This window comes from Klebsiella sp. 141240, from assembly GCF_050600805.1.
Taxonomy (GTDB): domain Bacteria; phylum Pseudomonadota; class Gammaproteobacteria; order Enterobacterales; family Enterobacteriaceae; genus Klebsiella; species Klebsiella aerogenes.
In genome coordinates this window covers 375663-388356 of sequence record NZ_JAQIRK010000003.1, presented here as the reverse complement: position 1 = coordinate 388356, position 12694 = coordinate 375663, and the positions used below count along the sequence as shown (strand labels likewise).

At 54.7% G+C, this 12694-nt stretch carries 13 protein-coding genes and 1 riboswitch; of the genes, 6 read left to right on the top strand and 7 right to left on the bottom strand.

Annotated features, from left to right (window positions below; all coding sequences use genetic code 11):
- Nucleotide 1: 1 nt before the first annotated feature.
- On the bottom strand, nucleotides 2–979 hold the full coding sequence (locus PGQ95_RS07615) for an NAD(P)H-dependent flavin oxidoreductase (protein ID WP_015705465.1): 978 nt from the start codon (nucleotides 977–979) through the stop codon (nucleotides 2–4).
- Nucleotides 980–1141: 162 nt separating this feature from the next.
- Here PGQ95_RS07615 and PGQ95_RS07610 point away from each other — a divergent pair, with 162 nt between their 5' ends.
- Nucleotides 1142–2026 carry a LysR family transcriptional regulator gene (locus tag PGQ95_RS07610; RefSeq protein WP_113373345.1) on the top strand — a complete coding sequence of 295 codons (885 nt, stop codon included), beginning with the start codon at nucleotides 1142–1144 and terminating at the stop codon, nucleotides 2024–2026.
- Between the two features lie 47 nt (nucleotides 2027–2073).
- Here PGQ95_RS07610 and PGQ95_RS07605 read toward each other — a convergent pair whose 3' ends face one another.
- From PGQ95_RS07605 to PGQ95_RS07580, 6 genes are all read right to left on the bottom strand, one after another.
- Nucleotides 2074–2622 carry an RNA polymerase sigma factor gene (locus PGQ95_RS07605; protein ID WP_015366547.1) on the bottom strand — a complete coding sequence of 183 codons (549 nt, stop codon included), beginning with the start codon at nucleotides 2620–2622 and terminating at the stop codon, nucleotides 2074–2076.
- A 17-nt stretch (nucleotides 2623–2639) separates the two neighbouring features.
- Nucleotides 2640–3062 carry a hypothetical protein gene (locus tag PGQ95_RS07600; protein WP_430917560.1) on the bottom strand — a complete coding sequence of 141 codons (423 nt, stop codon included), beginning with the start codon at nucleotides 3060–3062 and terminating at the stop codon, nucleotides 2640–2642.
- Nucleotides 3063–3170: 108 nt separating this feature from the next.
- Nucleotides 3171–4124, bottom strand: a complete 954-nt coding sequence (locus tag PGQ95_RS07595) for a hypothetical protein (RefSeq protein ID WP_430917558.1) — start codon at nucleotides 4122–4124, stop codon at nucleotides 3171–3173.
- A gap of 72 nt (nucleotides 4125–4196) precedes the next feature.
- Complete coding sequence (locus tag PGQ95_RS07590) at nucleotides 4197–5303, bottom strand: DUF4056 domain-containing protein (protein WP_430917556.1); 1107 nt, start codon at nucleotides 5301–5303, stop codon at nucleotides 4197–4199.
- A gap of 66 nt (nucleotides 5304–5369) precedes the next feature.
- Nucleotides 5370–6323 (bottom strand): hypothetical protein, encoded by a 954-nt coding sequence (locus tag PGQ95_RS07585; protein WP_430917554.1) that lies wholly within the window; start codon nucleotides 6321–6323, stop codon nucleotides 5370–5372.
- Between the two features lie 14 nt (nucleotides 6324–6337).
- The gene (locus PGQ95_RS07580) at nucleotides 6338–7462 is read right to left on the bottom strand and encodes a BamA/TamA family outer membrane protein (RefSeq protein WP_430917552.1); all 1125 of its coding nucleotides are present in this window, start codon (nucleotides 7460–7462) and stop codon (nucleotides 6338–6340) included.
- A 257-nt stretch (nucleotides 7463–7719) separates the two neighbouring features.
- Nucleotides 7720–7823: riboswitch (TPP riboswitch) on the top strand.
- Nucleotides 7824–7889: 66 nt separating this feature from the next.
- Between PGQ95_RS07580 and PGQ95_RS07575 the strand changes: the two genes are divergently transcribed.
- The 5 genes from PGQ95_RS07575 to PGQ95_RS07555 all read left to right on the top strand — a co-directional run bounded on the left by PGQ95_RS07575 (nucleotide 7890) and on the right by PGQ95_RS07555 (nucleotide 12694).
- Nucleotides 7890–8585, top strand: a complete 696-nt coding sequence (locus PGQ95_RS07575; RefSeq protein WP_087860820.1) for a TenA family protein — start codon at nucleotides 7890–7892, stop codon at nucleotides 8583–8585.
- Nucleotides 8582–9307 carry an ABC transporter ATP-binding protein gene (locus PGQ95_RS07570; RefSeq protein WP_430917550.1) on the top strand — a complete coding sequence of 242 codons (726 nt, stop codon included), beginning with the start codon at nucleotides 8582–8584 and terminating at the stop codon, nucleotides 9305–9307. The genes PGQ95_RS07575 and PGQ95_RS07570 overlap by 4 nt, the downstream gene beginning before the upstream one ends.
- Nucleotides 9304–10044 carry an ABC transporter permease gene (locus PGQ95_RS07565; RefSeq protein ID WP_113373339.1) on the top strand — a complete coding sequence of 247 codons (741 nt, stop codon included), beginning with the start codon at nucleotides 9304–9306 and terminating at the stop codon, nucleotides 10042–10044. Before PGQ95_RS07570 ends, PGQ95_RS07565 begins: the two co-directional genes overlap by 4 nt.
- A 27-nt stretch (nucleotides 10045–10071) precedes the next feature.
- A complete protein-coding gene (locus tag PGQ95_RS07560) occupies nucleotides 10072–11001 on the top strand; it encodes an ABC transporter substrate-binding protein (protein WP_230249658.1) in 930 nt (309 codons plus the stop codon).
- A gap of 307 nt (nucleotides 11002–11308) precedes the next feature.
- On the top strand, nucleotides 11309–12694 hold the full coding sequence (locus tag PGQ95_RS07555; protein ID WP_015366536.1) for a diaminobutyrate--2-oxoglutarate transaminase: 1386 nt from the start codon (nucleotides 11309–11311) through the stop codon (nucleotides 12692–12694).

Sequence of the window (12694 nt, the reverse complement as noted above, 5' to 3'; positions counted from 1 at the left end):
ATTAAACCGTCAGTTCCTCCACCACTTCCGCTACGCTCTTGATCCGCTGAATACTGCCGATGCCGGTTCCCAGTGAAATGTAGCCTTCGTCAGTGTTGCCCTCCAGCATACCAATTCGCAGGCCGCGTAAACCGCCCATTTCCGCGGCTATGGTTTCATTACTGGCGCCGGATTTATCTAACGCCACCAGCCTGGCGGCTAATTTACCCGGCAGCGAACGATAGTAATCTGGCAATGTGCGAAATAGCTGCAAATCCAGACCGTTAGCTTGCACGATCATCTCTTTCACCGATGGCGGCACGCGGCTCTCGGTGGTGCTGATAAACACGGAGCCGGCAAATACCCCCTGCGCGCCCAGCGCGTGGGCGGCCCTGGCGGTGCGCCGGTCGGTAATCCCGCCAGCCGCCAGCACCGGCACACGCTTCACCGCATCAACAATCAATGGCACGATTGAAAACGTACCTAGCGCCGTTCCCGGAAGCGTTCCGCCTTCGTCGAAGCCGGTGGCGACAATAACATCAGCGCCCATCTCCTCGGCCTCGCGGCTGTTTTCCGGTGTTGGGTTAATATCACGATAAATAATGCTGATCCCGGCCTGCTTAAGCGTGGCAAACAGCGAGGGAATGATAGCTCCTTGACCATAGCCGGTATAAACCACCGCTTTAACCCCCTCTTCTTTTACTACTTCTACAATCGGCGGCGTCCAGATATCGTTTTCAACCGTCGGAATGAGATTTACAGCGAAAGGTTTCTCGGTGAGTCGTTTCGTTTTACGGATCTCTTCACGCATCTTTTCTGCCGTTTCCTGCGGCGTCGAGACGGCGGTTTGTGCGGTTAAACCTGCGTTCGGCCCTAATACGCCCAGCCCGCCGGCATTACTGACTGCGGCGACTAACCGGGCGTCGGTTAGCCAGGATAGCGGCCCCTGAATGACAGGTTTTTCAATACCGAGAATATGGCTAACAGAATGGTTTTGCATGATGCGGCTTCCTTAGTGTGTTTTCTGGCGCTTAGCGCTGGGATGACGCCACTGTAGGCCGCTTTATTGTTGGGAAAAATAGTAAAAGTTATCCTTCACTGTTATTAAATAAGTAATAATCAAAGTGAAATACGATGTTGTCATCGGAGCACATTGGCACAAATGAACTTAAATCTGTTTGAATCTATTAAGATTTTTATCGAGATTATCGAGTCTGGCAGCTTTACGCGCGCCGCCGAGAATCTGCAGATCCATCGCCCGGCGGTTACGAAAGCGCTACAGCAGCTTGAGCAGCACTGCGGCGTTCGGCTTCTGCAGCGTACCACCCGACAGATCCACCTCACCCCTGATGGCGAGGCGTTTTATCGTCGTAGTAAACCTCTGCTGGCGCAGGCCGATGATCTTATGGAGTCTTTCGCCCCGCAGCGTCCGCTACGTGGTCAACTGCGCATAGATATGCCTATCGCTCTGGCGAAGTTAGTGGTCGTGCCGAATCTCCCCGCCTTTTATCAGCAACATCCGGAGATTGAAATTGTGCTGAGCAGCTCCGACCGGCGGCGGGATATGCTTCGCGAGGGCCTCGATTGCGTCCTGCGCATTGGCGAGCTTGAAGACGGTGACTATATCGCACGTCATCTCGGTACCGTCGGTATGAAAACCTGCGCCAGCCCGGCCTATCTGGCGAAATACGGCGTTCCCGCAACCCTTGACGACCTGCGGCATCATCAGGCGATCAACTGGCTGAATAACAGTAATCATCAGACCATGCGCTGGGTGTTTCAGACTGACGCCGGGCAGCAGGACATTTCGCTAGCGGGTAAACTGGTGGTGGATAATTCAGAGACTTACATCGCCGCTGGCCTTGCTGGACTCGGCATTATGCAGGGTCTGGATCTTTTCCTTCACCCCTGGTTGAAAAGCGGCGAGCTGGTTGAAGTCCTGCCGAATAATCCGGTTCCCTCCAGGAAGTTATCGCTTATTTATCCCCATCGTCATGTATCGCGCAAGGTGCGCGTCTTCGCCGAGTGGCTGGCGACAATGTTATAGGAATACGGATAAAATAAAGCCCGGCGCTATCTGCCGCCGGGCATGAATTAAGGTGCGGTAAGTTCATCGTAAAGCGTTCGCAAACGGCTGCGCAGAAACAGCACCGCTTTGTGTTTACGCGACAGCCACGCCTGCTCGCTGGCGCCGCTCTCTGCCGCCAGCTCCCTGTAGCTATAGCCCTGCAGCTCGGTTTTCTCGAAGGCTTCACGCTGCAGCGGCGGCAGCTCCGCCAGCGCCTCGGTTAAAGCCTCCCACAGCAGTTCTTTAAGATAGGCTTCCTCCGGCGTCTGCGCGACGCCAAACAGCGTTTCCGCCAGCTCATCCTCGGCAAAGCCGCCATCGCCATCTTCATCAGTATCGAATGTTAATGGCAACTCGCGCTTCTTACGCGACCGGTCGGTCATTTCATTACGCGCCGCCCGGAATAACCATGCCGCCACGTTCTCCACCGGTTGCTCGACCTTCATCAGTTGCAGGGTGACTTCCTGCAGGATGTCATCGGCATCGTCACGTACGGCGGTTCTACCGCGAATAAACGCGCTTAGTCGCGCACGGCAGGCGGCAAGCGCGGACAGCAGCCGTGATTCCCCCGCCATCGCGTTTTTCACCTCGTTCACTCGGCATCCGGCGTTTTCGCCGATGGGTTATCGTCAGTCGGTTGCCCGCCGCGACGTTCATGCCAACCGCAGCGGCCGTGATGTCCGTGGCGGCCAAAACGTTGAGCAAACTCCTCTCGCTGCTCCGGGGTCATGGTCATCCAGCGTTCATGCATGCGTCGACGCGCCTGCGCCATACCAAACATACCGCGATGAAAACCTAAACCGCCAAACAAAATACGGCACAGCGCCAGTAATCCCAAAGCCTGCCAGAAACCGATGCTTTTCACCCCGAAGATAGCTGGCAGCAATGCGTTCCATAGCGACATCACGACCAGACTCAGCACCACAACAATCACCGCGCCGATAATCAGCGGCCGCGCCATTCTGTGACGTCCAAAACCCTGGTGATGATGCCCGTGTCGTTCAAAATCTCTCATCGTCAATTACCTCATAAAAATGTATGTATCGAGGTAGACGAATCAGCGAAGAAAATATTGCCAATAAAAATGAAAAAAATAGCGCAATCATGAAAACGGGTAAATCACTCAGAAACTCATCGCTAAACCGAGGCCATACCCTTCTGTGTTATTACCGAACATATAGCGGGCCACCAGTCGGGTGCGGGTGATGAATACCGGATACTGGCTGCTGTCGAGCTCCAGGCCAATGCCGAGCGAACTCAGGCTATCAAAGCCGAGTTCACCGCGCTGGTCGCCAAGATAGATAGTATGAGCCCCTTCCAGCACATAGCGTACCGGGCTTTTCAGCAACATCCAATCGGCTATCGGCGCGCGTCGACGAAGGTAGATACCCAGATTTTCGGCGCTGGCCTGCCCCTGGACCGCTTCTGATGTGCTACCGAAGGTTTGCAAATTCATCGCGGAATAGCGCGCTTCTATGTCAATATCCTGCGTGTTGGAAAACAGTTCATAATCAAGCATTAACGAACCGCCCAACCCATAAGCGTTCAGTCGCCCACCATCGAGGAAGCGAATATCGGCATCCGTTTTACGTTCGAGCGCCCAGCGACCGAGGCGCGCATCACTGGCCATGGTGCCCAGCATCATATTGAAGATAGGCCGTAGCACCAGTTTTCCGCCCCATCGGTCCTGATACAATGGAAAGTCCCAGCCGACGCCGCCAGTAGCGGTCAGACTGTTCCATTTGGTGGGAATGGTACGGCTCTGGGCACCATCGCTGACCACAAATTGCGGATCGTAGCGACTGTAACCGAGGGTGCCTTCCAGATAGAGCGGAAAAACCTCACTCAAGGTGGCGCCGCCGCCAAATTGCGTGAGGGTTAGTTCGTTTTTCTCATTCGCGCCGGAGCCAATATTCAGATCGCTGGCGGTAACGTCAGGTACCACGGTGTAACTCATTAAGGTGAGCACCGCATCCGCGCGCTGCTTTAGCCGACTGCCGTCAAGGGCATAGCATTCCTGACTAACTAAAAGCACCGTCAGTAGCAGCCAGCACGCACGCGGAACACCAAATACCATAGCCTGATGCTACCTCATCAATAACGGGGGAATTCGTTTGATTGAGTATAGCCAGCAGCGTCCAAACGTTAGTTATTTTTCAATACGCTGCAGCTGAATGGCATCCGCCTGCTGCGCTTTATCAGCAAGCTGCTGGAACTGTTGCGGAGAATAAAAAATATGCGGCGCTGGCAGCGACTGCATATCCTGCCCCGGATGGATTTGCAGTTGACCCAGTTCAGCGAGCGTAAATCCGGCAACTTCCTTTGGCATCGTCAGGCGATACGGCGGCGTGCGTTCAAAAGGAACCGGCGTTGGTAGGCGATTTTCGCTGAGATCGTAATTCCGCTTCAGCACCAAAAATTTGTCCGGTACCCTGCGCTTACTGTTCCACCAGTCGCCATCAATCTCGCGAAACATCCGTTCCGTCTCACTTTGCGGCGCGACCAGCAGTTTGACCAACGCCTGTTTTAACGCCGCTTCCATCGCCCGGTTGTAGGCATCGACTGAACCGGCTTGCCCTTGCAATATGACGTTGATCGCCAGACGTGCGCCTAGCAGATTGGAATAGAGATCTTCCGGTGAAAAGGCGGAAATTTCTTCTGAAAAACCCGGAACCGACTGGAAACCATACCATTGGGCGATCTCATGCCACTGCGCAATTTCGAAGGCCAGATGGCCGGCAAGCCAGGCGGCAATGGTATATCGCTGCGGCATTGAAGCCGGCGGCGTAAAGGCATTTAACTGGACGCGGCGTATGCCCAGTTCCTCGCTATAAAAGATGCGTCCTGACTGCCCGAGCGTCGGGTAAATTCGGCTGAATAAATAAAAGGTGTAATCAGCGGTATCACGCACATGGGCAATATCAATAAAACCGCCGCGGCGGGTATAAATAAGGCCATTGTGCTCATCGCTTAAGCCAACCAGATTTTTGACCGCGCCGAGCGCGCTATCGTTGTAATGATGCTCACCTAAGGTATCGAGCGTCAGCACATTGCCAATCTGATAAACCGGGATTGGCACGCCAATGGCGCGCACCCGCAGATCGAAACCGAAGGCGCAGCATGGGCGCAGCGATTCCGGCGGCGATAATTCACCCACTACCGGGCTGACATGGTTAACGGGAATCGTCGGTAATACCGGGTCCTGGGCAAATACCGAAAAAGCAGCCGCCAATAACCACCACAAACTCTTACGCATCAAAAGCGTTCTCCATGACACAAAAACAGCGCGCATCATACTCGCCGATGGCTACACGCCGTTAAGTCAAAAACGGTATTCACCGGCGACAAAGAAACTATTGCGATCGTTAAAGCCAAATTCGGTCAGAACGTTGAAGTTACGCGTGATTTCGTACTGGGCGCCGATCAGCATATTCCATGGTGAAGTGAGTTTCTGTTTGACATCAAACTTGCCGTTGCCGTCTTTATTGACCGCGGCAATCAATGGCTGCAGCTGTGGCGGCATATGCAAATCGGCCAGGTTGCCTTTAAATTCCTGCTGCACATCCTGATACATACTGCCGACCCACACGCTGAGATGCGAAGGGCCGGAAATCCCCTGAAGGTTGAAGCGATAGCCAACGCGAGGTGACACTGTCACGGCAGAAATACTGCCGTCGAGAATATCGAAATCGGTGCGGGTGTAGTTTGTATCGACGAGGGCAAACCAGTTCTCATAGCCGCCAGCCAGCGTGAACCCGCCTCCCCAGGTGGTACCTTTGAAATCAAGAACAAAATCGATGTTTTGCAACTCGCCGCTTTGGTTGAGGTTATGCACCGCGCCGGCGATGATGCGATCCAGACCGCGGTATTGCGTTGGGTCGGCATCGACCGACACATTCGACACTGACGAACCGCGGGTGTGGCCTAGAATCCCGTAGATATTAAGGAAGGGAAACACCCACATATCGAGCCGCAGGTTCTCAGTTTTGCTCTTCTCTCGCGTGTGTCCGGCATCAATGGCGAACATATCGCTGGGGATCGGATGGTTACCCAGCTTCAGTCCGGAAAAGGTGATGCTGTCGACCATAATATCCTGGCGCATATTCATATAGCTGAGATTGACGCCAAACGGCAGCGGGATGGAATAACCGCGGGCGCGCGCTTCGTCTCCCCAGATGGGAAAGTAGCTATCACTGTCGTCACTTTCCGCCGCACAGGCATTCCACACGGCGCCAGAGGTCAACAGCAGCGTGATGACGGTTGTTTTCCATCTCATTTTTATTCGTACCTTTACAGTCCGGAACCCACGTTAAAATAGACCGCCTGCTCGTGTTCGCTAAATGCGACATCGACGCCGGTAAATAAACCATACTGACGGGCGACCAGATAACGAAAACCGGTGCCCCACGCCACTTCGTTTTGCTGCCACAGCGACCTCGCCTCATCGCTCGCGCTGCCGATACCGACAAACCCTTGCAGGATCCAGCGCGGCGCAAACTGCCAGGCCAGTTGCGTCTGGGCGACAGCGACATAATCGCCCTGATAGCGAAAACGCGAGATGCCGCGCAGTTCGATGTAAGGCCGGGCCATTGGCGTTAGATGCTTGTCATGATGAGTTAGCGACTGATAATTCGCCGCCAGCGCCAGGGTTAAGGTCGGCGCCAGCGGTAGAAAGAATTTACCATCCAGCGACAACTGATTGTAATGATAGTCGCCGCCGAGAAGAGCGCGGTAAAAACGGTACTCGCCCTGCAGCGATAACCCTTTCTTAGGGTAGAAAAAATTATCGGTAGTGTCATATTCCGCCACCACGCCCACCGCCGAAGAGGTGCTGTTTTCCCCCAGCACCCGTTGCCACACCTTGTTGATCAGCGGATTGTCCGCGGTTACATCGGTGTGCGCATAGAATTGCGAGGCGCCAAGAAAAACCGGTGAATCCCCCACGCGGAATAACAGCTTTTGTAAACCGCCAAAGCCTTTGGTATGGGTTTGCACTGCCACATTTTTGTTAAACCCGGCAATGTCACCGGAGTAGATATCGAGATTCACATTGGCGTAACCCGCGCCAACCAGATAACGAATACTGTCGTGATTCCAGGTATGACGATGCGCGGCGCCGATGAACCAGGTCCCATTTTGCGTCCCACCACCGCCGAACCCGGTCAGCGCCGGTGGAATAAAACGATCGCCCTCGCGGGAGCCTTTACCATGCAGAAATAAACCAAACAGACCGCCGCCGTAGCCGATAGCCGGCTCGGTAATCATCACAGGTACCGGCAGAAAACCGTACGGGTTATCCTGCAGATACTGGCTCATATCGAGCATGCCGTCTTCAGGGTCGAATAATTGCGCTGCGATAGACGCGCCAGGCGCGAGGGCAAGCATCAGTAAAAGAGTAAGGCCTGCCAGCTTCATGCGGTCTCCAGCACTGACGCATTCATAAGAGGATATTAATGTAATGTGCTAAAAATATATCGTAAGCCCTTGTTCTACGCCAACTTACCCTCTTCTTACTTTGCTTATTTTTGGATAAAAAAGCGTGGTTAATCACACAAATTGATAAATGTTATTTATCGATCCGTCCCATCGCTCCTTAAAAGTGACAGCGTCACAGATATCGCCGTTTTTTACCTTGCCGCCGTTGTAATCAAAAAGTGAATGACGTATAACATGTCTCAACCGAGGGGTGTCCCGTGAGGGCTGAGATGGCGTAAAAGCCGAACCCTTTGAACCTGATCTGGGTCATGCCAGCGAAGGGACGGGTCGGCATGTTCGCCAGTTTTCAGTTTTGCCTGTTCACACTTCTGCACGCCCGGATCTCCCCCTATTTTCAGGAGGTCCCATGATGATTCCCGCTTTTACCCAAGGTCTTTACGGCCGACTGCGCGAGCAGGCCGGTGGCGAATGGCAACGCTACGTGTCGCACCCTTTCCTCCAGCAATTAGCCGCAGGCACGCTACCGCAGGCAGCCTTTCGTCGTTATTTGACCCAGGATTATCTGTTCCTGATCCATTTCGCTCGCAGCTACGCCCTGCTGGTCAGCAAACTTCGCACATTACCAGAGATGCGCGCCGCCGCCGCCTCGATGAATGCCATCCTTGCTGAGCTACCGCTACATGTAGGCTATTGCGAGCAATGGGGATTAAATGAAGACGCTATGGCCCTGCAAAGCGAAGCGATGGAAACCGTCAACTACACCCGTTACGTTCTGGATATCGGTCACTCCGGCGACGCGTTGGATCTGCTGGCGGCGCTGCTGCCCTGCGTTGCGGGTTATGCGGAAATCGGGCTCGGTCTGTTGCACAACCCACAAACCAACTTGCACGATAATCCCTATGCTTCATGGATCCGCAACTACGGCGACGAGAGCTATCTACAGGGCGTCAATGCAGCGATCGGCCTGCTGGAAACGCTCTGGCAACAGCGCGGCGCGGAATCACGGTTCGCCGGGCTGAGCGACATATTTACTACCGCTACCCGGCTGGAAGGCAATTTCTGGCAAATGGGACTGAATGCCGCCGGGCAGGACAAGGCGTGATGGCGCCAGGTATTCACGTTCGCGATTTATGTCTGCGTTTTGGCTCGCGGGAGATCTTTCACGATCTCTCTTTCGATATTGCCGCCGGGCAATGGGTGTCGCTCCTTGGCGCCAGCGGCGCGGGCAAAACCAGCCTGTTGCGTATTATCGCCGGGCTGGCGGCGCCAACCCGCGGAACCGTAATCGCCAGCGATGGCCTTCCCGTCACTACACGACTGGCGTGGATGGGGCAAAAAGATCTGCTCTATCCGTGGCTTAACGTGCGGGAAAATGTCGCCCTCGGCGCCAGGCTGCGCGGTGAGAAGGTCGACAACGCCCGCGTCAACGAGCTTCTTGAGCAGGTAGGACTGGCCTCCTGCGCTGATGAACGCCCGGCCGCGCTGTCTGGCGGGATGCGCCAGCGCGCGGCGTTGGCGCGCACCCTTTATGAAGATCGCCCCATTGTGCTGATGGATGAACCGTTTTCCGCTCTCGATACCCTCACCCGCACACGCATTCAGACCCTGGCCGCGCGCTTACTGACCGGACGTACCGTGGTGCTCATCACTCATGACCCGATGGAAGCCTGCCGCCTCAGCCATCGTCTGCTGGTACTCTCGCCTGATGGTGAAATTGATGATAGCCATCATTTAAGTGGCGTCCCGCCTCGCGCCCCGGATGATGGCGCGCTGCTGGCAAGCCAGGCGCAGCTGCTGCAGCAATTGATGAGGGCGAACGGATGAGGGGCAAGTTACTGCGCGGGTGCAGCGTATTTTGTGGCCTACTGTTGCTCTGGCAGCTGGCGTGCTACAGCGGCATTCCCACTTTTTTGTTGCCTTCTCCGGCGGCGGTCGCTGAAGCGCTGTGGAATAACCGCAGCTATCTGGCCAGCCACACTCTGGTCACCCTAAGCGAAATTCTCAGCGGAATGGCGCTCGGCGTCGCGCTCGGTATGGTGTTAGCGTTCTGTATGACCATGTCTCCGCGATTACAACGGTGGGTAATGCCGCTGGTACTGACCAGCCAGGCCATTCCGGTATTCGCCCTCGCCCCGCTGCTGGTACTGTGGTTTGGTTTTGGTATGAGCGCCAAGGTTATGATGGCGGTGCTGGTTATCTTCTTCCCCGTTACCTCGGCTTTCTTTGACGGTCTGCAACGGGTCAATCGCGACTATCTCGATCTGGCCCGTACCATGGGCGCCTCCTTTGGTGCTCAATTGCGCCATGTTCGACTGATGGCGGCGCTACCCGCGCTCGGTTCCGGCCTGCGGATGGCCGCCGCCGTCGCCCCCATTGGCGCGATTATTGGCGAATGGGTCGGCTCCGCCGAGGGGCTTGGCTACGTAATGCTGAATGCCAATGCTCGCCTGCAAACCGATATCTGCTTCGCCGCATTGTTTATTTTAGTGCTGCTGACCATCGCGCTGTGGTTGGCGGTCGACGCCTTTTTGCACCGGCTGATCAACTGGTCGCCGGAATAACTTATCAAGAGATAATAAGGAAGAGATATGCGTATACCTCTGTTGGCCGGCCTCACTCTGCTGGTCTGCGGCCAGGCATCGGCAAATGAAAAGTTGACCCTGGTACTGGACTGGTACATCAACCCGGATCATGCGCCCATTATGGTGGCGGAACAGATTGGCGCCTTTCGGGATGCCGGGCTGGATGTCAACATCATCCCCCCTTCCGACCCGGCGCTCCCTCCGCGTCTGGTTGCCGCTCGCCAGGCGGATTTAGCGATAACCTATCAACCGCAGGTTCACTTCTTCGCCGATGAAGGACTGCCGCTGGTTCGCGTCGGGACGCTGATCCATTCGCCGCTGAATACCGTGATTGCGCTGGATCCGCGCATCAAATCTCCGGCCGATCTGCAAGGGAAAAAAGTGGGATACTCGGTGAGCGGTATTGAACAAGCGACGCTGGCCACCATGGCGCAGCACGCCAACATCGACCCTAACAGCATTAAACTGATCAACGTTAATTTCCAGCTCACCAGCGCTCTGCTGGCCGGCCAGGTCGATGCTGTTATCGGCGGTTATCGCAATATTGAAGCGCTGGAACTCAAACTGCAGGGCAAAAAACCGGTGGTCATGAATGTGGAAGACTATGGCGTGCCCGCTTACGACGAACTGGTGATCGTGGCAAACAAAGCCGAGGTCAACGCCCCTAAAATCAAAAAATTCCTCGACGCATTACAGCAGGGAGTGAGCTATTTGCGCGCGCATCCGCAACAAACCTGGCAGCGATTTGCCAAAGCGCATCCGGAACTCAATACCGAACTGAACCAGCAGGCGTGGTTGCAGAGCGTGCCGCTGTTCGCCACCGATCCGGCAGCGTTAGATAAGCCGCGCTACGACGCGTATGAACAATTTTTATATAACAATAAGTTGGTGAAAAAAGTAACACCTTTAGCAAATTATGCGATCGAACTGCGTTAAGTAACCATAAAACTGACGGAAGTATTTCCGTCAGTCATTCAGCGAAGCGGTAATAAAAATATATAGACTTTCTCACTAATAATTACACTTTCCATGGTTTTAAAAACAATCGAAATTTACTTTTAAAATCAGCCAATTATATTGACATTCCTGTATGTAATAATCGCGTCAAAATAGCGCCTTAAATTAAAGATTGAATGCGGATTTAAAAAGCCATATATTGTGCGCGCTTTATGAATGCCGATTCAATTTTCTAAACCTTTTTATTCAACCAGAGTTCAAACGTAACGCTGGTTGTGGGAGTGATATGATGACGGATAAAGTCCGTATTGATACTTTAAGTGCAGATTTATTGGACGCGAACAACGAAACCTTTTTGGCCCGTCAGGCTGAATTCGAATCGAATGTCAGGAGTTACCCTCGCAAGTTGCCGCTCGCCATCACCAAAGCCGAAGGCGTTTGGCTGACCGATGCGGATAACAAACAGTACCTGGACTGCCTCGCCGGCGCCGGGACCCTCGCTCTGGGCCATAACCATCCTGAAGTACTGCAGAGCATCCAAAGTGTCATTACCAGCGGCTTGCCGTTACATACCCTCGATCTGACAACACCGTTAAAAGATCGCTTTTCTGAATACCTGCTCTCCTGCCTGCCAGGCGAAGGGAAAGAGTATTGCCTGCAATTCACCGGTCCTTCCGGCGCTGACGCCGTTGAAGCCGCGCTGAAGCTGGCGAAAAAATACACCGGCCGTACGGCGGTGATCAGCTTCTCCGGCGGTTATCACGGGATGACCCACGGCGCGCTGTCCGTGACCGGTAATCTGTCGCCAAAAGCGGCGGTCAACGGCATGATGCCGGAAGTCCAGTTTATGCCTTATCCGCACCTGTATCGTTGCCCGCTGGGCATCGGCGGCGAAGCGGGCGTGAAGGCATTGACCTATTACTTCGAAAACCTGATCAACGACGTGGAAAGCGGCGTTCGCAAACCTGCAGCGGTTATCCTTGAAGCCGTGCAGGGTGAAGGCGGCGTGAACCCGGCGCCGGTTGAGTGGCTGCAACGCATCCGCAAAGTCACCAAAGAGCACGGCATTCTGCTGATCATCGATGAAGTTCAGGCAGGCTTTGCCCGTACCGGTAAATTCTTCGCCTTCGAACACGCCGGCATCGAGCCGGACATTATCGTGATGTCTAAAGCCGTCGGCGGTGGTCTGCCAATGGCGGTTCTGGGCATTAAGAAAGAGTTCGATGCCTGGGAACCTGGCCATCATACCGGCACCTTCCGCGGCAACCAGCTGGCGATGGCCACCGGCCTGACCACCCTGCGCCACCTGCGTGATAACAAGATTGCCGACAAAGTCGCCGCCCAGGGCGAGTGGCTGAAAGGCAAACTGGCGGAAATGCAGAAACGCTATCCGGTTATCGGTCACGTGCGCGGTCTCGGTCTGATGATCGGTATCGAAATCGTGAAGCCGAACGAGGCGCAGGATCATATGGGCTGCTACCCGGCTGACGGCGAACTCTCCGCGCTGCTGCAGAAGAAATGCTTCGAAGCTGGCCTGATCCTGGAACGCGGTGGCCGTCACGGTTGCGTACTGCGTCTGCTGCCGTCCCTGCTGATTAGCGACGCGGAGCTGGAAGTGTTCCTCGATAAATTTGAACAGGCCCTGCTGGCCGCCGGCGTAAAACCGGTCTGA